22 protein-coding genes are annotated in these 20,596 nt (G+C 61.6%); 15 read left to right on the plus strand and 7 right to left on the minus strand.

Features of this window, described 5'->3' with window-relative positions; genetic code table 11:
• Positions 1–9 precede the first annotated feature (9 nt).
• The 4 genes from kdpB to BK665_RS03450 are packed head-to-tail and all read left to right on the plus strand — an operon-like array spanning position 10 to position 6,082.
• Positions 10–2,088, plus strand: a complete 2,079-nt coding sequence (kdpB, locus tag BK665_RS03435; RefSeq protein ID WP_123402872.1) for a potassium-transporting ATPase subunit KdpB — start codon at positions 10–12, stop codon at positions 2,086–2,088.
• 12 nt (positions 2,089–2,100) lie between these two features.
• Positions 2,101–2,673, plus strand: coding sequence for a potassium-transporting ATPase subunit KdpC (gene kdpC / locus BK665_RS03440; RefSeq protein WP_123402873.1), 573 nt, complete (start codon positions 2,101–2,103; stop codon positions 2,671–2,673).
• Between the two features lie 26 nt (positions 2,674–2,699).
• Complete coding sequence (gene kdpD, locus BK665_RS03445) at positions 2,700–5,396, plus strand: two-component system sensor histidine kinase KdpD (RefSeq protein WP_123402874.1); 2,697 nt, start codon at positions 2,700–2,702, stop codon at positions 5,394–5,396.
• Positions 5,393–6,082, plus strand: a complete 690-nt coding sequence (locus BK665_RS03450) for a response regulator (RefSeq protein ID WP_123402875.1) — start codon at positions 5,393–5,395, stop codon at positions 6,080–6,082. Before kdpD ends, BK665_RS03450 begins: the two co-directional genes overlap by 4 nt.
• Positions 6,083–7,085: 1,003 nt before the next feature.
• On the opposite strand, the gene BK665_RS03465 is transcribed toward BK665_RS03450, so the two are convergent.
• From BK665_RS03465 to BK665_RS34410, 4 genes are all read right to left on the minus strand, one after another.
• Complete coding sequence (locus BK665_RS03465; RefSeq protein WP_123402881.1) at positions 7,086–7,565, minus strand: VOC family protein; 480 nt, start codon at positions 7,563–7,565, stop codon at positions 7,086–7,088.
• A gap of 499 nt (positions 7,566–8,064) precedes the next feature.
• A complete protein-coding gene (locus tag BK665_RS03475; RefSeq protein ID WP_123402885.1) occupies positions 8,065–8,916 on the minus strand; it encodes an urea carboxylase-associated family protein in 852 nt (283 codons plus the stop codon).
• Between the two features lie 15 nt (positions 8,917–8,931).
• Complete coding sequence (locus tag BK665_RS03480) at positions 8,932–9,573, minus strand: GntR family transcriptional regulator (RefSeq protein ID WP_375538924.1); 642 nt, start codon at positions 9,571–9,573, stop codon at positions 8,932–8,934.
• Between the two features lie 319 nt (positions 9,574–9,892).
• Positions 9,893–10,609: a hypothetical protein gene (locus tag BK665_RS34410; protein ID WP_185076416.1), complete on the minus strand. Its 717-nt coding sequence runs from the start codon at positions 10,607–10,609 to the stop codon at positions 9,893–9,895.
• 173 nt (positions 10,610–10,782) lie between these two features.
• Between BK665_RS34410 and msrA the strand changes: the two genes are divergently transcribed.
• The gene (gene msrA / locus BK665_RS03490; protein WP_123402889.1) at positions 10,783–11,289 is read left to right on the plus strand and encodes a peptide-methionine (S)-S-oxide reductase MsrA; all 507 of its coding nucleotides are present in this window, start codon (positions 10,783–10,785) and stop codon (positions 11,287–11,289) included.
• A 145-nt stretch (positions 11,290–11,434) separates the two neighbouring features.
• Positions 11,435–11,728, plus strand: a complete 294-nt coding sequence (locus BK665_RS34715) for a hypothetical protein (RefSeq protein ID WP_123402891.1) — start codon at positions 11,435–11,437, stop codon at positions 11,726–11,728.
• Positions 11,729–11,755: 27 nt separating this feature from the next.
• Here BK665_RS34715 and BK665_RS03500 read toward each other — a convergent pair whose 3' ends face one another.
• Entirely contained in the window at positions 11,756–12,139 is a 384-nt protein-coding gene (locus BK665_RS03500; RefSeq protein WP_123402893.1) for a RidA family protein, read from the minus strand.
• A 219-nt stretch (positions 12,140–12,358) separates the two neighbouring features.
• Here BK665_RS03500 and BK665_RS03505 point away from each other — a divergent pair, with 219 nt between their 5' ends.
• From BK665_RS03505 to BK665_RS03535, 7 genes are all read left to right on the plus strand, one after another.
• Positions 12,359–12,811, plus strand: a complete 453-nt coding sequence (locus BK665_RS03505; RefSeq protein ID WP_123402895.1) for an Ohr family peroxiredoxin — start codon at positions 12,359–12,361, stop codon at positions 12,809–12,811.
• A gap of 73 nt (positions 12,812–12,884) precedes the next feature.
• Positions 12,885–13,337 (plus strand): Ohr family peroxiredoxin, encoded by a 453-nt coding sequence (locus BK665_RS03510; RefSeq protein ID WP_123402897.1) that lies wholly within the window; start codon positions 12,885–12,887, stop codon positions 13,335–13,337.
• A gap of 128 nt (positions 13,338–13,465) precedes the next feature.
• Positions 13,466–13,924 (plus strand): MarR family winged helix-turn-helix transcriptional regulator, encoded by a 459-nt coding sequence (locus BK665_RS03515; protein WP_123402899.1) that lies wholly within the window; start codon positions 13,466–13,468, stop codon positions 13,922–13,924.
• Complete coding sequence (locus BK665_RS03520) at positions 13,921–14,238, plus strand: DUF7693 family protein (RefSeq protein ID WP_123402900.1); 318 nt, start codon at positions 13,921–13,923, stop codon at positions 14,236–14,238. Before BK665_RS03515 ends, BK665_RS03520 begins: the two co-directional genes overlap by 4 nt.
• A gap of 79 nt (positions 14,239–14,317) precedes the next feature.
• A complete protein-coding gene (locus BK665_RS03525) occupies positions 14,318–15,013 on the plus strand; it encodes a tRNA (adenine(22)-N(1))-methyltransferase (protein ID WP_311198550.1) in 696 nt (231 codons plus the stop codon).
• Positions 15,014–15,148: 135 nt separating this feature from the next.
• The gene (tspO, locus tag BK665_RS03530; protein ID WP_123402904.1) at positions 15,149–15,589 is read left to right on the plus strand and encodes a tryptophan-rich sensory protein TspO; all 441 of its coding nucleotides are present in this window, start codon (positions 15,149–15,151) and stop codon (positions 15,587–15,589) included.
• Positions 15,589–16,569, plus strand: a complete 981-nt coding sequence (locus tag BK665_RS03535) for an alpha/beta hydrolase (RefSeq protein WP_123402906.1) — start codon at positions 15,589–15,591, stop codon at positions 16,567–16,569. The genes tspO and BK665_RS03535 overlap by 1 nt, the downstream gene beginning before the upstream one ends.
• Before the next feature lie 17 nt (positions 16,570–16,586).
• On the opposite strand, the gene BK665_RS03540 is transcribed toward BK665_RS03535, so the two are convergent.
• Positions 16,587–17,495 (minus strand): LysR family transcriptional regulator, encoded by a 909-nt coding sequence (locus BK665_RS03540; RefSeq protein ID WP_221179244.1) that lies wholly within the window; start codon positions 17,493–17,495, stop codon positions 16,587–16,589.
• A 94-nt stretch (positions 17,496–17,589) separates the two neighbouring features.
• On the opposite strand from BK665_RS03540, the gene BK665_RS03545 reads away from it, so the two are divergent.
• Together BK665_RS03545 and BK665_RS03550 are read left to right on the plus strand one after the other, a co-directional pair.
• Entirely contained in the window at positions 17,590–18,252 is a 663-nt protein-coding gene (locus BK665_RS03545; protein ID WP_123402908.1) for a peroxiredoxin-like family protein, read from the plus strand.
• Between the two features lie 59 nt (positions 18,253–18,311).
• Complete coding sequence (locus BK665_RS03550; protein ID WP_123402910.1) at positions 18,312–19,415, plus strand: NADH:flavin oxidoreductase/NADH oxidase; 1,104 nt, start codon at positions 18,312–18,314, stop codon at positions 19,413–19,415.
• Positions 19,416–19,692: 277 nt separating this feature from the next.
• Here the strand turns inward: BK665_RS03550 and BK665_RS03555 are convergent, their stop codons facing one another.
• Positions 19,693–20,346, minus strand: a complete 654-nt coding sequence (locus BK665_RS03555; RefSeq protein ID WP_123402912.1) for a hydrolase — start codon at positions 20,344–20,346, stop codon at positions 19,693–19,695.
• Positions 20,347–20,596: the final 250 nt, after the last annotated feature.

The following is a 20,596-nucleotide window of genomic DNA, read 5'->3' on the forward strand; positions in this document are numbered from 1 at the left end:
ATCACGGACATGACACGCAAAGCGTTCTCCTTGTTCGACCCCAAACTCATCACCCCGGCCATCGTTGAGTCAGTGCGCAAACTCAGCCCCAGAATCCAGTGGCGCAACCCGGTGATGTTCGTCGTCTACATCGGCGCGATCATCACCAGCGCCCTGTGGGTCCAGGCCCTGCGCGGCCAGGGTGAGGCCAGCAGCGGATTCATCCTGGCGATTGCCCTGTGGCTGTGGTTCACCGTGCTGTTCGCCAACTTTGCCGAAGCCCTGGCCGAAGGGCGCAGTAAGGCCCAAGCGGCTTCGCTGCGGGACCTGAAAAAGGAAACCTGGGCCAAGAAACTGCGCGAACCGCACTACGGCGCCGAATGGCAATTGGCGCAATCGAGCGGCCTGTGCAAAGGCGATGTGGTGGTGGTCGAGGCCGGCGATCTGGGCGACTCAATCATCCCCGCCGACGGCGAAATCATCGAAGGCGCGGCGTCGGTGGACGAATCAGCGATCACCGGTGAATCGGCGCCGGTAATTCGCGAATGTGGCGGCGATTTCTCCGCCGTGACCGGCGGCACCCGCGTGTTGTCGGACTGGATCGTGGTGCGCGTCACCACCAACCCCGGTGAAACGTTTGTCGATCGCATGATCGCCATGGTCGAGAACGCCAAACGGCAAAAAACCCCGAATGAAATCGCCCTGTCGATCCTGCTGGTGGCGCTGACCATCGTCTTCCTCGGCGTCACAGTGACCCTGCTGCCCTTCTCGCTGTTCGGGGTCTCGGTGGCCCAGGTCGGGACGCCGGTTTCCATCACCGTGCTGATCTCGCTGCTGGTGTGCCTGATCCCTACCACGATTGCCGGCCTGCTGTCGGCGGTCGGTGTCGCGGGCATGAGCCGCATGATGGAAGCCAACGTCATCGCCACCTCCGGCCGCGCCGTGGAGGCGGCCGGTGACGTGGACGTTCTGTTGCTGGACAAGACCGGCACCATCACCCTCGGCAACCGTCACGCCTCGGCGTTTTTGCCCGCGCCCGGGATCAAGGAAGCGGACCTGGTAGACGTGGCGCAACTCGCCTCCCTGGCCGACGAAACCCCCGAAGGCCGCAGCATCGTCGTGCTGGCCAAACAACGCTTCAACCTGCGCGAACGGGACATCGGCGCACTCGACGCCCACTTCGTGCACTTCTCGGCGCAAACCCGCATGAGCGGCGTGGACATGGGCACTCGCCAACTGCGCAAAGGCGCCGGCGAGGCGATCCTGCGCCATGTGCAAAGCCTGGGCGGCCACTTCCCCGACGCCGTGCAAACCATCGTCGAAGACGTCGCGCGCCGGGGCAGCACACCGTTGGTGGTAGCCGACGGCGCCAAGGTCTTGGGGGTGATCGAGCTCAAGGACATCGTCAAGGGCGGGATCAAGGAACGCTTCGTCGAACTGCGCCGCATGGGCATCAAGACCGTGATGGTCACCGGCGACAACCGCGTCACCGCCGCCGCCATCGCCGCCGAAGCCGGGGTCGATGACTTTCTGGCCGAAGCCACGCCGGAGCAGAAACTCGAGCTGATCCGCCGCTATCAGGCTGAAGGTCGCCTGGTGGCGATGACCGGCGACGGCACCAACGACGCCCCGGCGCTGGCCCAGGCCGATGTCGCGGTGGCGATGAACTCAGGGACCCAAGCGGCGAAGGAAGCCGGGAACATGGTCGATCTGGACAGCAACCCGACCAAGCTCATCGAGGTGGTGGAAACCGGTAAACAAATGCTGATGACCCGGGGCTCGCTGACCACGTTTTCGATTGCCAACGACGTGGCCAAGTATTTCGCCATCGTCCCGGCGGCGTTCGTCACCACCTATCCGTCCCTGGCGGCGCTGAACATCATGGGGCTGACCAGTCCGAATTCCGCGGTGCTGTCGGCGGTGATTTTCAATGCGCTGATCATCATTTTCCTGATCCCGCTGGCGCTCAAAGGCGTGAAATACCGTCCGGTCGGCGCCGCCCTGTTGCTGCGGCGCAACCTGCTGATCTACGGCTTGGGCGGGGTCATCGTTCCATTCATCGGCATCAAAATCATCGACATGGCGTTGGCCGCTGTCGGTCTGGTTTGAGGGAGCACTGTCATGACCACTCAATTGCGTCCGGCGTTGACCCTGTTGATTGTCTTTTCCCTGCTCACCGGCCTGGCTTATCCGTTGGTGACGACCGGCATTGCGCGGCTGGTGTTTCCCCATCAGGCCGCCGGCAGCCTGATCGAGCGCGACGGCAAAACCGTCGGTTCGCTGCTCATCGGCCAGGGCTTCAGCGATCCGAAGTATTTCTGGAGCCGCCCGTCCGCCACCAGCCCCATGCCCTATAACGCCCAGGCCTCCAGCGGTTCGAACCTCGGCCCGCTGAACCCGGCGCTGATGGACGCGGTGAAGGGCCGGATCGAGGCGCTGCACGCGGCCGATCCCGGCAACAACGCCACGGTGCCCGCCGACCTGGTCTACAGTTCCGCCAGTGGTCTTGATCCGCAGATCAGCGTGGCCGCCGCGCTGTATCAGGCCGGGCGGGTGGCGCGGGTGCGTAACGTGCCGGTGGAGAAGGTCCGGCAACTGATCGGCGAGTATGCTGAAGGCACGCTGCTCGGGTTCCTCGGCGAGCCTCGGGTCAACGTGTTGGCCCTGAACCTGGCGCTCGACGCCGCCCACTGAGCGGCAACTCACACACGGTGAGGGTGATGGCCGAACAACGTCCTGACCCGGACCAGCTACTGGCCCGGATTCGCGAAGAGGAAGCGCAAGCCAAACGCGGTCGGCTGAAGATTTTCTTTGGCGCCAGCGCCGGGGTCGGCAAGACCTACGCCATGCTCGCCGCCGCTCATACCGCGCAGTTACAGGCCATCAACGTGCTGATCGGCGTGATCGAAACCCACGGCCGCGCCGAAACCCACGCCCTGATCGAAGGCCTCGAAATACTGCCGCTCAAACGGGTCATCGACAAGCAGCGCACCGTCAGCGAATTCGACCTCGACGCCGCCCTCGCCCGCGCACCGGGGCTGATCCTGATCGACGAACTGGCCCACTCCAATGCCGTCGGCTCGCGGCATCCGAAACGTTGGCAAGACGTGGAAGAACTGCTCAGCGCCGGGATCGACGTTTGGTCAACGATGAACGTCCAGCACCTGGAAAGCCTCAACGACATTGTGGGCGGCATCACCGGCATTCGCGTGTGGGAAACCGTGCCCGACCATGTGTTCGATACCGCCGACGAGGTGGTGATCGTCGACTTGCCGCCCGACGATCTGTTGCAGCGCTTGAAGGAAGGCAAGGTCTACCTGGCGCAACAGGCCGAGCGTGCGGTGCAGAATTTCTTTCGCAAAGGCAACCTGATCGCCCTGCGCGAACTGGCGCTGCGGCGCACCGCCGACCGGGTCGACAGCGACATGTTGCAGTACCGCCAAAGCAGCGCGGTGAAACCGGTGTGGGGCACCCGCGACTCGCTGCTCGCCTGCATCGGCCCCCATGAGCAAGCGGAAAAAACCGTACGTTCGACGGCGCGCCTGGCCGCTCAGTTGAATGTGCCGTGGCACGCGGTGTATGTCGAAACCCCGGCCTTGCAGCGCTTGCCCGAAGCCAAGCGTCGGCGGGTGCTGGCAGCCCTGAAACTGGCCCAGGACATGGGCGCGCAAATCTCTACCCTGGCTGGCCAGGACATTGCCGAAGCCCTGGTGAAATATGCGCGGCTGCACAACCTGTCCAAGGTGGTATTGGGCCGGGATGAGCATCCAAAGCGTCGATTCTGGCGTCAGGTGCTGGCGGATCGGATTGGCGCGTTGGGCGCGGATCTGGATGTGATTCAAGTGTCGTTGCCAGCCAACAGTCCGCGCCCCGAGACCGCGACTGAAACCCGCGAAAGTCCAATCCTGTGGTCAACGTATCTGTGGAGCGCCGGGATCTGCGCGGTGACGACGCTGATTGCCTTGCCGCTGGCGAGCGTTCTGGAACAGGCCAATATCGTCATGCTGTTTTTGCTCGCGGTGGTCGCCGTGGCGGTGCGTTTCGGTCGCGGCCCGGCGGTAATGGCGGCGTTCGTGTCTGTGGGCGCCTTCGATTTTTTCTTTGTCTCGCCGCGTTTTTCTTTTGCCTTCGCCGATGTGCAGTACCTGGTGACCTTCGTGGTCATGTTGGTGGTGGCGTTGGTGATCGGGCAGATGACCGCCGGCCTGACGTATCAAGCGCGGGTGGCGCAACGGCGCGAAGACCGCATGCGGGCGCTGTATGACATGTCGCGCTTGTTGTCCGCCGCGCTGATCACCGAGCAGGTCGCCGAGATCAGCGCGCAGTTTCTGTCAGCCGAGTTTGGCGCCCGCTCGGCGTTGCTGGTGGCCGATGACAACAACAAATTGCTGGCGCCGATGTTCACCGGTGACGCCCCGCAAGTCGATCTGGCAATTGCGCAGTGGTCATTCGATAAAACCGAACCGGCCGGTTACGGCACCGACACCCTGCCCTCCAGCACCACGCTCTATCTGCCGCTGTCGGCGCCGATGCGGGTGCGTGGCATCCTCGCCGTACAGCCTCGGGATACGACGCGGCTGGTGGTCCCGGAACAGCGGCGCCTGCTCGACACTTGCGCGTCGTTGCTGGCCATCTCCCTGGAACGAATCCACTACATCAACGTGGCCCAGGACACGACCGTGCAAATGGAATCCGAGCGCTTGCGCAACTCGCTGCTCTCGGCGATTTCCCATGATTTGCGCACGCCGTTGTCGGTGATGGTCGGGCTCGCCGAAGCGCTCAAACTGACCCAGCCAGCCTTGACCGGCGAAGCCGCTGAAATCGCTACGGCGGTGGGTGAATCGGCGCTGCGCATGAACACCCTGGTCAACAACTTGCTGGACATGGCGCGGCTGGAGTCCGGCAAAGTGGTGCTCAATCGCCAGTGGCAACCGGTGGAAGACGTGGTCGGCAGTGCGTTACGTGCCGTGCAGCCGATCCTCGGCGGGCGCAGCGTGCACGTCGCCCTGGAGGATGACTTGCCACCGGTGAGGATCGACGCGGTGCTGATCGAACGCATCCTGATCAACCTGATCGAAAACGCCGTCAAATACACCCCGCCTGCCACCACTATCCATCTGGGTGGCTCGGCCACGGCGGACACCATTGAGGTGTGGGTCGCCGACGAAGGGCCGGGGCTGCCCCACGGTCACGAAGAGGCGATCTTCAGCAAATTCATGCGCGGCAAGAAGGAAAGCGCGATCCCCGGCGTTGGCCTGGGCCTGGCCATCTGCCGGGCCATCGCCCAGGCCCACGACGGCAGCATCGTCGGCATCACCCGGCCCGAGGGCGGCGCCTGCTTCACCTTGCGCCTGCCGCGAGAAACACCGCCCATGATCGAATCCTTTGCCCCGCAGACTGACGAGGAACAGCCATGACCGAATCAGTGCCCCACGTCCTGATCATCGAGGACGAAAAGGAAATCCGCCGCTTCGTGCGCATGGCCCTGCAAGCCGAAGGCCTGGAGGTGCATGAAGCCGACACGTTCCACCGCGGCCTCATCGACGCCGGCACCCGCCGCCCGGACCTGATCATCCTCGACCTGGGCCTGCCCGACGGCGACGGCATCGACCTGATCCGTGATGTGCGCAGTTGGTCGCCGGTGCCCATCATCGTGTTGTCGGCACGCGGCGCCGAATCCGACAAAATCCTCGCCCTGGACACGGGCGCCGACGACTATCTGGTGAAGCCGTTTGGCACCGGGGAACTGCTTGCCCGCGTCCGCGCCCTGCTACGCCGGCAGGCGAAGGATGCCGACAATAATTCGGTGCTGAGCTTTGGCGATGTGCGCATCGACATCGAACGCCGTGTCGTGGAACGCTCCGGCGCGCCGCTGCATTTGACGCCGTTGGAGTATCGGTTGCTGGTGCACCTGTGCTCCCACCCGAATCGGGTGTTGACCCATTTGCAGTTGTTGAAAGCGGTGTGGGGGCCTTCCCATACGACGGATACGCCGTACCTGCGGGTGTTTATGGGCGGGTTGCGCAAGAAGGTCGAGGTCGACCCTTCACAGCCGCGGCATCTGGTGACGGAGACAGGGGTTGGGTATCGGTTTATTCCCTGACCCCGCAGGAACAAAACTTACTCGCGATGAACGGCAACGTGGCGCGCCAGACCTGACGCCTTCGCGAGCAAGCCCGCTCCCACAGGGGACTTGGGTCGATCACATACTCTTCTAACAACATCAAACCAATGTGGGAGCGGGCTTGCTCGCGAAGGCGGTGTGTCAGGTGCCATGGTTTTTGACTGTGCCGCCGTCATCGCGAGCAAGCTCGCTCCCACAGAGGACTTGGGTCGATCACATACTCTTCTAACAACCTCAAACCAATGTGGGAGCGAGCTTGCTCGCGATAGCGGTGTGTCAGGTGCCATGGTTTTTGACTGTGCCGCCGTCATCGCGAGCAAGCCCGCTCCCACAGGGGACTTGCGTCGATCACATACTCTTCTAACAACATCAAACCAATGTGGGAGCGAGCCTGCTCGCGATAGCGGTGTGTCAGGTGCCATGGTTTTTGACTGTGCCGCCGTCATCGCGAGCAAGCTCGCTCCCACAGGGGACTTGCGTCGATCACATACTCTTCTAACAACCTCAAACCAATGTGGGAGCGGGCTTGCTCGCGAAAGCGGTGTGTCAGGAGGCATTGTTTTTGCCGGTGCCACCGTCATCGCGAGCAAGCTCGCTCCCACACGGGACTTGGGTCGATCATAAATTCTGCGGACGACACCAAACAACTGTGGGAGCGAGCCTGCTCGCGAAAGCGGTGTGTCAGGTGCCATGGTTTTTGACTGTGCCGCCGTCATCGCGAGCAAGCTCGCTCCCACAGGGGACTTGGGTCGATCACACATTCTTCTAACAACCTCAAACCAATGTGGGAGCGGGCTTGCTCGCGAAAGCGGTGTGTCAGGTGCCATGGTTTTAGACTGTGCCGCCGTCTTCGCGAGCAAGCTCGCTCCCACAGGGGACTTGGGTTGGCCACAAATTTTGTGAACAACACCGAACAACTGTGGGAGCGAGCCTGCTCGCGAAAGCGGCGGCACATCCAGCATCCCTGTCACTGACACACAGGCTAACCCCGCACAGCCGCCTCTATCGCCGCTATATCAATCTTGCCCATGGTCATCATGGCCTCGAACGCTCGCTTGGCCACCGCTTGATCGGGGTGGGTCACCGCGTCGGTGAGGACACGCGGGGTGATTTGCCACGACAGCCCCCATTTGTCCTGGCACCAGCCGCAGACGTTTTCTCTGCCGCCGTTGCTGATAATCGCGTTCCACAAGCGGTCGGTTTCGGCCTGGTCATCGGTCGCCACCTGGAACGAAAACGCCTCGTTATGCTTGACCCCCGAGCCGCCGTTCAGCCCCAGGCAAGGGATGCCCATCACCGTGAATTCCACCGTCAGGACATCGCCCTGCTTGCCCGCCGGGTAGTCGCTGGGGGCGCGATGCACAGCGCCCACCGCGCTGTCCGGGAAAGTCTTGGCGTAGAACGTCGCAGCTTCCAGCGCGGCGCCGTCGTACCAGAGACAAATCAGGTTTTTGCTGACCATTTTGGTTCTCCAGAATTGGGAGTGACCCGGTCATTCTAGCTGGCCCCTCTGACGCCATCGCGAGCAAGCTTTACTCCTACAGGGAACGGTGCCGACCACCGATCTTGCAAACGACACCAGACAAGTGTGGGAGCGGGCTTGCTCGCGAAAGCGGTGTGTCAGGCGACATGGTTTTCGACTGTGCAATCGCCATCGCGAGCAAGCTTTGCTCCTACAGGGGTCGGTGCCGACCACCGATCCTGCAAACGACACCAGACAACTGTGGGAGCGGGCTTGCTCGCGAAAGCGGTGTGTCAGGCGACATGGTTTTTGAATGCGCCATCGCCTTCGCGAGCAAGCTTTGCTCCTACAGGGAACGGTGCCGACCACCGATCCTGCAAACGACACCAGACAACTGTGGGAGCGGGCTTGCTCGCGAAAGCGGTGTGTCAGGCGACATGGTTTTTGAATGCGCCATCGCCTTCGCGAGCAAGCTTTGCTCCTAAAGGGTTCCGGGTGTTTACTTTTCCCAGTCAGCCTTGGGAATCACTAACCCGTGGTTACCGTTATAGGCCGCACGCTCCGGCTGTTTCCAACCCTCCAGCAGCGACTCATCGAGACGATAGATTTCCACCCCCAACGGCCGGCAAACCTTCAACGGATCTTGCGCATCAGGCCCCCACATCGGCAACGACAAATCCCCACCCGGGCACGTCGACAGTGCACACAGCAGATCAATTTCTGCAAAGAATTCCAGATAGTCCCCCTGCTTCGCCGGGCACGCTTTCATGAAGTACATGTCGTCGTGGTTGAGGCCGGTGCACTGGAAGATGTTCAGCACGTCGTGCACATCGAATTCGGTGAGGCCGTGGGGCAATACGGCGCGGGTCAGGTTGGAGTGGCAGTGGTGATGGAAGTCCTCGCCGGTGAGCATTTTGTTCACGTAAGGGTCGCAGCGGGTGCCAAGCAGGTCGTGCAAGCGCCCGCCGTGTTCGTCGATGCCGTAGGCGGCCAGGCTGTCGTCGGTGATGGTGACCATCGGCCGCAGGAACGGCAGGTTCGACCACAAACGGTCATAGGTGGTGACGTGGGCGCCTTGCAACTGGCGGGTGCGCGCAGCCCACATGCGTTCCCGGGGATCGTTGGCGTTCCACACGTTGAAGTCGCCGACCTGCGGCCCCACCGGCGTGGTCACGCGAAACACATGCCCTGCGGGCACTTTCCAGGCGCGACCGGTGCGGATCGGCACTTCGAATTGCTCGACCAGGGTGCGGCCGTCCTGGCTGTCGCGCACGCGGTCATAGAACGCCTTGTCGACCTGCAACGCGGCGCCTTTGCTGACTTGGTAGGCCGCTGGATAATCCTTGTACATGATGAATCCTCTTTTTCAGTGTTTTGGGAGGCTGCTCACAATGTCCAGCAGCACGCGTTCGGAGTCGTTGAGGTAGCGGCTCATGGCGTCCTCGGCGTCCTTCTTGCGGCCATCGCCCAGCAGGTCGTGAATGTGTCGGTCACGGTCGAGCCAGGGTTTCTGGAAGGTTTCTTCGTTGGGTGCATTGGAAAACACCAGGCGCATCTGGGCCGCGACCTGGGTGAAGAATTCGTCGAACAACGGACTGCGCATCAGGCCGACGATATGCTGGTGAAAACGCAGACTGTGGGTGCCGACGGCTTGCCAGTTTTCGCGATCCTGGGCCAGTTGCGCGGCCTCGATGGCGTCGAGCATCAGGTCGGACTGGTACTCGCGCAGCGGCTTGCTCGCGACGATCGCCTGCAACTCCAGGGTGCGGCGGACCTTGAACAGATCCCGCACATCGTCCAGCCCCATTCGCCGCACTATCACCCCTTTGTTGCGCACATAACTGGTCAGGCCTTCGCGACCCAACTGGTGCAACGCTTCGCGCACCGTATTGCGCGAGGCGTTGTAGGCGTTGACCAGTTCGCTTTCCACCAGTGGCATGCCTGGCAACAAGCGCCCGCCGATGATGTCTGCGCGCAACTCGAGGGCGACCTGGTCCGGCAGCGACAAGCTTGTTTCCTTGGATAGGTTCACTGTGGCGCTCGCATCGGTGGTGATTGTTCAACAATCTTTAATGAACAGACATGCGTTTACCGTGCCAATCATTGACCCAGGGCCGAGTGAATTCTGGCCGTCGACACCGATGGTCACCGGGTCTGGCCCGTCGACAGCGGCGATCTATACTCAAAAGTTCGTTATGCAACACGTCGACACCTGTGCGCCGTGCGACGCACCCGTGCCAATCGCCAAAGTAACCAGCCCGAGTCCCGAAAACGACTGTGCTCAATGGCTGATGGTTATGGAGAACATCATGAAATATAAGCTTCTTTCAGGCGTTGTACTGGCGCTCGCGGCGACCGTGGTCATGCCCGGTGCGTGGGCGGCAAAGGCACAAGCAGTGGCGTCGGATGGTGCTGATCACGTTGGCGCCGGGGCAGTCGCTTCCGATGGTGCTGATCACGTTGGTGCTGGGGCAGTCGCCTCCGATGGTGCTGATCACGTTGGCGCTGGGGCAGTCGCCTCCGATGGTGCTGATCACGTTGGCGCTGGGGCAGTCGCTTCCGATGGTGCTGATCATGTCGGTGCTGGGGCAGTCGCCTCCGATGGGGCTGATCACGTCGGTGCTGGGGCTGTCGCCTCCGATGGTGCTGATCACGTCGGTGCTGGCGCAGTCACCTCCGATGGTGCAGATCACGTTGGCGCTGGGGCAGTCGCATCCGATGGCGCCGATCACGTAGGCGCTGGGGCAGTCGCTTCCGATGGTGCTGATCACGTTGGTGCTGGGGCAGTCGCTTCCGATGGCGCTGATCATGTCGGCGCCGGGGCAGTCGCCTCCGATGGTTCCGATCACGTCGGTGCCGGGGCAGTCGCCTCCGATGGTTCCGATCACGTCGGTGCCGGGGCGGTCGCCTCCGATGGTTCCGATCACGTCGGCGCTGGGGCAGTTGCTTCTGATGGTGCTGATCACGTCGGCGCTGGCGCAGTCGCTTCCGATGGCGCCGATCACGTAGGCGCTGGCGCAGTCGCTTCCGATGGTGCCGATCACGTAGGCGCCGGTGCACTCGCCTCAGACGGCGCCGATCACGCCAACGCCGCCCGCCTCGCCTACTCGCGCAGTGGCATTGGTTCGGATCGAGTGGCATCCTCACTGATGGACGGCAGTTATTCCGACCAATTCAACAGCCCAATCAATCAGTGACCCGAGGGGAATGACCATCCATGACGACGCAAACCGAAACCGCCATCCTGGCCGGTGGCTGCTTCTGGGGCATGCAGGATCTGCTGCGACGCTACCCCGGCGTGCTGTCCACACGGGTGGGCTATTCGGGCGGCGATGTGCCGAACGCGACCTATCGCAACCACGGTAACCACGCCGAAGCGATCGAGATCGTGTTCGACCCGCAGCAAATCAGCTACCGCCAGATCCTCGAGTTTTTCTTCCAGATCCACGACCCGACGACCCAGAATCGCCAGGGCAACGACATCGGCGCCAGCTACCGCTCTGCCCTGTTCTACCTCAGCGAAGAACAGAAACGGGTCGCCGAAGACACCGTCGCCGACGTCAACGCTTCGGGGCTGTGGCCCGGCAAGGTGGTCACCGAAATCACCCCGGCCGGACCGTTCTGGGAAGCCGAACCGGAACACCAGGACTACCTCGAACGCCTGCCCGACGGCTACACCTGCCACTTCATCCGCCCAGGCTGGAAACTGCCACGACGCGGCTAAGTACAAAAAAGAGGCGGCTCGAAGGAGCCGCCTCTTTTTTTGGCTGACTGACAGCCCGTTGCCAAACCGCCCGAGGCCTGGCGCAAACCAGCTAATCTGAATAGAGCACGACCACAACCACGCCTCTTGCTACAGGGGACCCGGGATGACCAGGAAAACAGCACGCCAATGCGCGTCATGGCTCCTTCCCTCCCTGATCGCCATCAACCTGGCGCTGACGGCGGGATGTGCAAGCAAAACGACTCGCTATTCGGCTTCGAACAGAGGCTCAAGTTGCTACGCCAAAGCGCTTCCCTCTTCCGGCGAGGGTGGCCTGGCCTGGGGCGATACCTTGAGCATGGCGCGCAAAAAATCCCTGGATAACTGCATGCGCTATGCAGGCCGATCCGGTGGTACGCCTGATACTTGTCAGGTCGTGTTGGCGCAGTGCAGGCACTGACCAGCACCACCGAATCAACCCACAACCTCAGCCCTTCCTGGCCGCCATCGCCGTCACTTCCACACGCATGCCTTCAACCGCCAGCGCAGCCACGCCCACCGCTGCACGCACCGGCCACGGTTTGGCGAAGTAGCGTTTGTAGACTTCGTTGAACGCGGCGCGGTCGGCCATGTCGGTGAGGTAGATGGTCAGGTGCAGGACGCGGTCCATGGAACTGCCGGCGCGTTCGAGTGCGACTTTCAGCGCTTGCAGGGTGCATTCGCTCTGCTCGACGATGCCGCCCAGTTCCAGGCTGCCGTCGGCGCGGGTCGGGATTTGTGTGGAGACCAGCAGGCCGCCGAAACCGGCGACGTCGGAAGAGATGGAATCGGTGTCCGGGTCGGGGGTGAAGGTGATGTCTTGGTTTGCCATGGGGATCTCGTGTCTGGAGTACGTGGCGGGCAGTTTACAGGCCCATGGCGGAGTTGTTGGTGTGTTGGCTGAAAAACCTGAGCTTCAACCACTCGTCGGCAAGGCATCCCCTCCCCCATTGACACCAATAGGCACCTGCGTAATTTTTACTTAAATCGCATACGATCTAAACGCATACGACAACAAACCCAACCCAACGCAATTCTGAGGATTCATCCCATGAGCAAGATCGAAAAAGTCCTGGCCAGCGGCAAAACCCACACCACTCTGAGCAGCACCGGCATCACATCCCGTGGCCATAACGGCAGTGTCGATATTCAACTCTCGTCCCCCGGCAGCGCAAAACCGGCACACGTGTTCTCGGCCATCCAGCCGCACCCTACCGCCGAGCAACTGTTCGCCGGTGCCTGGTCAGCCTGTTTCATCGCCGCTGTCGGCCTCGCCGCCAAACAATTGAATGTCGAATTGCCGGCAGATCACGCCGTTGATATCGAAGTGGATCTGGGCCAGACCGGTTCGGCCTATTTCCTCCAGGCTCGCCTGACCCTGCGCGTACCGGGCCTGGCAGAAGACGTCGCCACCGCACTGGTCCACGCCGCCGACAGCATCTGCCCTTACTCGAAAGCGATCAAAGGCAACATCGACGTAGCCCTGAACGTGCTGACGGCTTGATCGCTTAAAAATCCTATATATCGCATGCGATACAAGCGCATGCGAAAACAACCAGAACATTGAGACCCCCATCATGAGCAAGATCGAAAAAGTCCTGGCCACCGGCAAAACCCACACCACCCTCAGCAACACGGGCAGCACCGCGCGCGGCCATACCGCCGACGTCGATATCCAACTCTCGTCCCCCGGCAGCGCGAAGCCAGCGCACGTTTTCACTGGCACTCAACCGCATCCGGCCGCCGAGCAATTGTTCGCTGGCGCCTGGTCAGCCTGCTACACCGCCGCCGTCGGGTTAGTGGCTGGTGAGATGAACGTGGTGTTGCCGTCAGACTTTTCCGTCGATATCGAAGTGGATCTGGGGCAGACCGGCCCGGCCTACTTCCTCCAGGCTCGCTTGACCCTGCGCGTGCCGGGAATGGCGCAAGACGTGGCGACGACCCTGGCGCACACCGCCGACCAGATCTGCCCGTACTCGAAAGCAACACGAGGCAACATCGATGTGGCGTTGAATGTCCTCACGGCGTGATGATTGCCGGCCGGTTCGATAAGCGTCGAACCGGCCATCCTTCGCCATTTTGAGCACTTCCGACACCATCGCACACGAGGTATATTTCACGGGTTCGCGCCATCCACCCATGGCGCAAGAGGCTCCTTATGAAATCCACTGACACCACACCCTCCACCGACCTGAAACTCTCGGACTTCCTGTGTTTCGCGGTCTATTCCACCAACCTGGCATTCGGCAAGGCCTATAAGCCGGTCCTCGAACGCATCGGGCTGACGTACACGCAATACATCACCATCGTTGCGCTGTGGGAGGAAGACAACCAGACCGTCGGCAGCCTGGGCGAAAAGCTGTTCCTGGAATCCAACACGCTGACGCCGATCCTGAAAAAACTCGAAGCCATGGGCTATCTCCAGCGCCAACGGGACCCTGAGGACGAGCGCCAAGTGCGGATCAACCTGACCCAGGCCGGCCGCGATTTGCGTGAAGACCAGCCGAAACTGGCCCCGAATACCACCGGCCTGACCCAAGACGAGTTCACGCAATTGCAAAAAGCGATCGTGCGGTTGCGCAGCAATGTCATCAAGTCGACGAAAGACGCGCAATGAACCCGCACCGCCCTGCCCTGACCGCCCGCGAGGTGTGCCAGGTATTGCGCGATGCTGCGTTGGGCATTCGCCCGTTGCAGCGCCTCGACCTCGTACGAATCGAAATCGAAGGCTGGCGCCTGACCCTCGACCTGGACGGCGAGCGTTTGCGGCACTGCCAGAGTTGTCAGAGCCCGGACGGTCGCGAAGGGTTTTTTGAGAGTTGGCAGCGTTACGGCACTGATCCGGTGAGTTTGCTCAGCACTTGGGAATTGGCGCAGGTTGAGCGGTTGATTTTTCGCCCACTGGCCACAACCCCGGTCACCGGGATTTGACACACACGACGTTGCTCGACACAGTCACGCCCCGATCCGGCCAAGGGTGCCGGACGTTCGTGGTGAAAAGGGGCGGCAGTTGAACGAACACACATTGTCCATGCGTCTGGAGCGCGTGGCGGCGCATGTGCCGGCGGGTGCGCGCCTGGCCGATATCGGCTCGGACCACGGCTACCTGCCGGTGGCCTTGATGCGTCGTGGCGCTATCGTCGCAGCGGTGGCTGGCGAGGTGGCGTTGACGCCGTTTCGCGCGGCTGAACGCACCGTTCGCGAGAACGACCTGGAGCAGCACATCACCGTGCGCCTGGCCAGCGGCCTGTCAGCCATCGAACCGGTCGACGGGATCACCGCGATCAGTATTTGCGGCATGGGCGGCGAAACCATCCGCGACATCCTCGACCACGGCAAGGCCCGACTCAGCGGCCAGGAACGCCTGATTCTGCAACCCAACGGCGGCGAACAGCCCCTGCGCCAATGGCTGATGGAGCATGACTACCGCATCCTCGTCGAGGAACTGCTGCGGGAAAAGCGCTTCGACTACGAAATCATCGTCGCCGAACGCGCCGGGCCGGTGGCTTACACCCCTGAAGAACTGTACTTCGGCCCGCTACAGATGCAGGCACGCAGCCCGGCGTTCCTGGCCAAGTGGCAGCGTATCCTTCGCGAAAAGCAAAAGACCTTGAACAGCTTCGCCCATGCGCGTGAAGCGGTGCCCGAGGAGAAGCTTCAGGAGATCGCCCGACAGGCGCGGTGGATCGTCGAATTGCTGGGCTGAGTTTGGCGTTCGTGCGCCTGTCGAGCGCGAAAATTGTCATCCCTTTCAAACTTTTCGCTTCACCGGGCGTCCCTGCTGTATACCGCCGACATGGCGTGGTGACTTCACACAACTGAATTCAGCTAAGGAACGGTGATGACCTTTTTTATTTTTCTTCTGGCCTGCGCTGCAGCGGCGAGCACCGGGATTCTGTTCAAACCAGGTCAATGGTACGAAACCCTGGTCAAACCTAGCTTTACGCCACCCAACTGGCTGTTTCCGGTCGCGTGGTCGGTTATCTATCTGTTGCTCGCCTGGGCCGGGTATCGGTTAAGCCTGATCCCTGGCAGTCAGACGGTGCTGGCGTTATGGGCGGCGCAGATTGCGCTTAACACACTGTGGACACCGGTGTTCTTCGGCGCGCACCAGGTGTTCGCCGCCATGCTGATTCTGACGCTACTCTGGCTGGTCGTCGCGGCTATGGTGGTGATGGCCTTGCAGCTCGACGTGATCACGGGGCTGATCCTGTTCCCCTACCTGGCGTGGTTGTGTGTCGCCGCCGCGTTGAATTTTTCCATTCTGCGCAACAACCGCTGATGGTGAAGCCTCCTGACGTGCCCTGGCCTGCCACCGAGCAGGACTGGGAACAGGTGCGCAACTTCAATAAAAAACTCGCCTGGTTACCGCGCTTCCGAATCCGCAATCGCTTCACGCCCCGGGTGATTCAGGCGCTGCTGCGCGCCAGTCAAATCGGCGGCGCGGGTCAATTGCGCCAGCACGGGCTCAAGGCTGAAAGCAAAGTGATTGAGGTCGGCGGCGTTCCCGTGGCCGTGCGGATCATCAGGCCCCGAGGCAAGGCCAAGGGCGTTGTGCTGGATATCCATGGCGGCGGATGGGTCATCGGCAATGCGCAAATGAATGACGGCTTTAACGTGGCCATGGTCAATACCTGCAATGTTACGGTCGTCTCAATCGATTATCGGTTGGCAGTATCGACGCCGATTGAAGGCCTGATGGAAGACTGCCTCACCGCTGCTCGCTGGGTACTGAAAGATGACCGTGGAGAGTTTGCGAAGCTGCCCGTTATCGTCGTCGGCGAATCGGCAGGCGCTCATCTGGCGGTGGCAACGATGCTGGCCCTGAAACAATGGCCCGACTTGCTGCAACGGGTGAGCGGCGCGCTGCTGTATTACGGCGTCTACGATTTGACGGGGACGGCAAGCGTCCGCGCAGCGCCCGCGGATACGCTGCTGTTGGACGGCCCGGGGATGGTCGAGGCATTGCGCCTGCTGACGCCGCACTTGAACGACCAGCAACGCCGGCAGCCACCGTTGTCACCGCTGTACGGCGACTTCACCGATTTCCCACCGGCGCTCATGTTCGCTGGCGAGCTGGATCCCCTGAAAGACGACACCCTGGAAATCGCCGAGCGATGGCAGACCTCGGCACCGGTTGAGGTGCACCTGTTACCGTTTTCGCCCCATGGGTTTATTCATTTTCCAACTGTGGTTGCGCAAAGCGTGCTCGCCTACAGTCGCGAGTGGATAACGGCGCGGATCGAGGCGACGACCCGGTAATCGCCGATCAGGCCCGCTTACCGGGCCGCCATCAAAACCGGCCCGTCCAGTTCCTCGATTAAAAAATCCGCGAAGGCACGGGCTGACGGTTTCGCGGCTCGGCCTGCGGCGAAAACTGCATTGAGCTCTATCGTGCCCATGTCCCACTCGGACAGGATTCTCACCAATGAGCCGTCCTCAATCTCCTTGAGGCAGCCCGCCAGGCTCATCGAGACAATCCCCAAACCCGCTACCGCGGCCACTGTCGACACCTCGTTCACCGAAACCGACAGCTTGCCGTCCACACGCACCGAAAAAACTGTGCCCTCATGCCGGAACGACCAGACATGACCGGCAATGGACGGGCCGACGATGACCGAATGCGTAGCAAGGTCGGCGGGCAGTCGCGGCGCCCCGGCGCGGGCCAGATAGCTGGGGGCGGCGGCGATCACCCGGGGCGTGGAGCCTATGCGTTTGGCCAGTGCGTTGGAGTCCGGCAAGGAGCCAAAGCGTAAGGCGACATCCACGCCTTCGGTCACCAGGTCCTGGCGCTGGTCATCCATCAGCAACTCCACTTTCAACTCAGGATGACGCTGGAGGAAAACCGGGAGTCGTGGCACCACGGCGCGAATGGCCAGACTCGACGACAAGCCCACTCGCAAGATGCCCCTCAACTCGCCATCCCCCCTGGCAGCCTGCTCGGCCTCTTCCAGTGCGGCAAGGATCGGCTCAAGCCGCGCCATGAAATCCGATCCGGCCTCCGTCAGGCTGACGGCGCGGGTCGTGCGGATCAACAGCGCGGCACCCACCTCTTTTTCAAGCTGTGAGATGACGCGCGAAACCGTCGGCTGGGGGATATTCATCTCGCGCCCGGCCGCCGAAAAACTGCCCTTGCGCGCAACCCTCAGGAATAGACGCAGGCCGAACAGGTGATCATTCATGGTCATGGTGAATAACTGCTACTCAAATAAGGCGTCTACTGGCTGGATTTTGCATGGGACATAGTTGGCGCATCCCCCGCCCAACGCAAGGAAATACGCCATGACACTGCAATCGAAACTCGACGCCCTGAAACACGAATTCGAAACCAGGATGGCACCGCCACCTGTCGTGGAAGCGCTGCACCGCGCTGTCGCGGAGCTGATCGCCAGCGGTGCGCCAGACCGTGCGCTGAAGGCAGGGGATGCAGCGCCTGCTTTTTTGCTGCCCGACCCGGACGGTGAAATGGTGTCTTCCAAAGAGCTTCTGGCCAAAGGACCGCTCGTGCTGACGTTTTACCGCGGCGTGTGGTGCCCATACTGCAATTACGATTTGCAGGCGATGGAAGAAGCCCGCCACAGCATCGAAGCGCTCGGCGCCACCCTGGTTGCCGTGTCGCAACAAACCGCCGCCAACAGCCGCAAGTCCCGGCGCGACAACAAACTCGGCTTCCCGATCCTTGGCGACAAGGGCGGTGACCTGGCGGCTGCGTTCGGTGTGCGCTGGAACGTTCCCGATTACCTGCAACCCATCCATAAAGCCGTTGGTGCCGACATCTCGGTGTTCAACGGCGAAGACAGCTGGACCCTGCCGATGCCAGCCCGTTATGTGATTGGTCAGGACGGCATCATCCAATACGCCGAAGTAAACGCCGATTACACCTTGCGCCCTGAACCGTCGGAGGTGCTGCCTACCCTGGAACGCCTGATGACGAATGCAGCCTGAGGCTGACATCCGCTAATCGCCCCATCCCCACCCTTTTCTTACTGTCGAGAGGTTCAACCATGTCAGCCTTATTCCAGACCTTCACCCTCAAGAGCGTGACCCTTCGAAACCGCATCGTCGTGACACCGATGTGCCAATACTCCTCTATCGACGGCGTGGCCAACGAATGGCACTACAGCCATTACGCATCATTGGCACGGGGCGGTGCCGGTCTGGTGGTGGTTGAAGCCACCGCCGTGTCCCCCGAGGGGCGAATCACCCCCGGTTGCGCCGGCCTGTGGAATGACGAGCAGGCACAAGCGCTACTGCCGATCGTGCAATCGATCAAGTCCGCCGGCGCCATCGCCGGCATCCAGCTTGGCCATGCCGGGCGCAAGGCCAGCGCGAACCGTCCTTGGGAAGGTGACGACCATATCGCTGTGGATGACGCGGCAGGCTGGGAGACGCTGTCGGCATCCGCCATCGCATTGGGCGGCGGCCTGCCGAAGGTTCCCAAAGCCATCTCCACCAGCGAAATCGAACGCGTCAAAGCGGACTTTGTCGCCGCAGCGATCAGGGCCCGGGATGCCGGTTTCGAATGGCTGGAACTGCACTTTGCCCACGGCTATCTGGCGATGGGTTTTCTCTCGGCGCACTCCAACCAACGCACCGACCAATACGGTGGCAGCTTTGAAAACCGCAGCCGCTTTATTATCGAAACCCTGGGCGCCATCCGCGAAGTCTGGCCAGACAATCTGCCGTTGGTGGTACGCCTGGGCGTGATCGAATACGACGGTCGCGATGAAGAAACACTGCTGGAGTCCATTGAACTGGCGAAAACCCTGAAGACCATGGGCGTCGATCTGCTGGATGTCAGCATGGGATTCTCGACGCCCACCCCGGATGTGCCATGGGCCACGCCCGCGTTCCTCGCACCGGTTGCGCAGCGTTTTCGCGATGAAACGGGTTTGCCCGTGACGGCATCCTGGGGTATCGACACACCCGAGCTGGCCGAGCAAGCCATCGAACAAGGTCAATTGGACCTCGTGAGTCTGGGACGCGCCATGCTCAGCAACCCGCATTGGCCTTACCACGCCGCCCGCAAATTGGGGGTCGACAAAGCCTCCTGGACGCTGCCGGCGCAGTACGCACATTGGCTGGAGCGCTATGCTGTCGGTGCCTGACACACCTGGAAAACAAAGGGGATGGATTTATTAAAGCGCTCAGAAAGCTGTGATGTGCTGGATGTGATTGGCCGGCGATTGCAGGCGATGCCGTCGCAGTAACGTGATGACCCTTCCCGCGCTCTGCGTGGGAAGGGTCAACGGGACGTGAAATAGATCTGCCCCCTTCCCACCCTCAGGATGGCGGTTGGGCGAGAAGGAAGACAGGATGAAGGCTCGGTAACGAATCAGGTGTCAGACAACTCGCCGCGCACGCGCTTTTTCATTCCCGTCCGGATCAGCCGACGGTGGCCGGCACTGGCGTGTTGAGCAATTGCTGTTCCCACAGATACGCAATGCCGCTACCGGCGGCATGCTGCTGGAGCACCTCCGTCAGTGCGCCAGCGGTTTCGGCCCGAGCCCAGTCGCGTTGCCATTCGGCGGCCAGCGCCAGCCACGTCATCATGTTCGCACCGGCCGCGATCATGCGCTGGATGGCGACCTGATGAGCCTCGACGGAAACAGCGCCCGAGGCGTCGGTAATCACTGTCACGTCCCAGCCTTCCCCGAGCGCCTGGATCACCGGCATGGCGACGCAGATTTCGGTCCAAAGGCCCGCGATGACCAATTGCTTGCGGCCGGTCGCTTTCACCGCGTCCACGACCTTCGGATCTTCCCAGGTGTTGATGAACGTTCGATCAATCACCTCCTGGCCGGGAAACACATCGGTGATTTGCGGGAAGATAAAACCACCACGCTCGGCAATCACGCTGGTCAGGATGGTGGGCACGTTGAAAGCCTTGGCCGCTTTTGCCAACGCCGTCGCATTGTTGACCACCATCTGCGGTTCATGGCTGTTGAGGTTCGTCAGTTGGTACGGCTGGTGGTCAATCAACACGAGTACTGAATCTTCCGGACGAAGCAGCGAAGCAAGGCCGTTACGAAAAGTCATGAATGCATCCTTTATTGTCATGATGAGCGGGATTGGTTTTCGGGCAACGTTCACCGGCAGTGACGTTGCCTGAGGCCGACACTGTGCTGTTCCCCTGTTCGATCCGGTAGTAGCGTTCGGTGGTTAGCTGTGTCGCCGAATGGGGAACGCCCCATAAACCCGGGCACACTCAAGACGGCCCGCCTGACACGAGTGCTGTTCCCCTATTGGCATCGGGAGTAGCATCGCCGGGCGTGCCATGTCGCGAAAT

Origin of the sequence: Pseudomonas frederiksbergensis (genome assembly GCF_003732665.1) — a bacterium.
Classification (GTDB): Bacteria; Pseudomonadota; Gammaproteobacteria; order Pseudomonadales; family Pseudomonadaceae; genus Aquipseudomonas; species Aquipseudomonas frederiksbergensis_G.

What these genes read in the sequence shown, in the direction of transcription:
- kdpB (WP_123402872.1), top strand. Translation starts at nt 10, where the DNA reads ATGACACGCAAAGCGTTCTCCTTGTTCGACCCCAAACTCATCACCCCG.
- kdpC (WP_123402873.1), top strand. Translation starts at nt 2,101, where the DNA reads ATGACCACTCAATTGCGTCCGGCGTTGACCCTGTTGATTGTCTTTTCC.
- kdpD (WP_123402874.1), top strand. Translation starts at nt 2,700, where the DNA reads ATGGCCGAACAACGTCCTGACCCGGACCAGCTACTGGCCCGGATTCGC.
- BK665_RS03450 (WP_123402875.1), top strand. Translation starts at nt 5,393, where the DNA reads ATGACCGAATCAGTGCCCCACGTCCTGATCATCGAGGACGAAAAGGAA.
- BK665_RS03465 (WP_123402881.1), bottom strand. Translation starts at nt 7,565, where the DNA reads ATGGTCAGCAAAAACCTGATTTGTCTCTGGTACGACGGCGCCGCGCTG.
- BK665_RS03475 (WP_123402885.1), bottom strand. Translation starts at nt 8,916, where the DNA reads ATGTACAAGGATTATCCAGCGGCCTACCAAGTCAGCAAAGGCGCCGCG.
- msrA (WP_123402889.1), top strand. Translation starts at nt 10,783, where the DNA reads ATGACGACGCAAACCGAAACCGCCATCCTGGCCGGTGGCTGCTTCTGG.
- BK665_RS34715 (WP_123402891.1), top strand. Translation starts at nt 11,435, where the DNA reads ATGACCAGGAAAACAGCACGCCAATGCGCGTCATGGCTCCTTCCCTCC.
- BK665_RS03500 (WP_123402893.1), bottom strand. Translation starts at nt 12,139, where the DNA reads ATGGCAAACCAAGACATCACCTTCACCCCCGACCCGGACACCGATTCC.
- BK665_RS03505 (WP_123402895.1), top strand. Translation starts at nt 12,359, where the DNA reads ATGAGCAAGATCGAAAAAGTCCTGGCCAGCGGCAAAACCCACACCACT.
- BK665_RS03510 (WP_123402897.1), top strand. Translation starts at nt 12,885, where the DNA reads ATGAGCAAGATCGAAAAAGTCCTGGCCACCGGCAAAACCCACACCACC.
- BK665_RS03515 (WP_123402899.1), top strand. Translation starts at nt 13,466, where the DNA reads ATGAAATCCACTGACACCACACCCTCCACCGACCTGAAACTCTCGGAC.
- BK665_RS03520 (WP_123402900.1), top strand. Translation starts at nt 13,921, where the DNA reads ATGAACCCGCACCGCCCTGCCCTGACCGCCCGCGAGGTGTGCCAGGTA.
- tspO (WP_123402904.1), top strand. Translation starts at nt 15,149, where the DNA reads ATGACCTTTTTTATTTTTCTTCTGGCCTGCGCTGCAGCGGCGAGCACC.
- BK665_RS03535 (WP_123402906.1), top strand. Translation starts at nt 15,589, where the DNA reads ATGGTGAAGCCTCCTGACGTGCCCTGGCCTGCCACCGAGCAGGACTGG.
- BK665_RS03540 (WP_221179244.1), bottom strand. Translation starts at nt 17,495, where the DNA reads ATGACCATGAATGATCACCTGTTCGGCCTGCGTCTATTCCTGAGGGTT.
- BK665_RS03545 (WP_123402908.1), top strand. Translation starts at nt 17,590, where the DNA reads ATGACACTGCAATCGAAACTCGACGCCCTGAAACACGAATTCGAAACC.
- BK665_RS03550 (WP_123402910.1), top strand. Translation starts at nt 18,312, where the DNA reads ATGTCAGCCTTATTCCAGACCTTCACCCTCAAGAGCGTGACCCTTCGA.
- BK665_RS03555 (WP_123402912.1), bottom strand. Translation starts at nt 20,346, where the DNA reads ATGACTTTTCGTAACGGCCTTGCTTCGCTGCTTCGTCCGGAAGATTCA.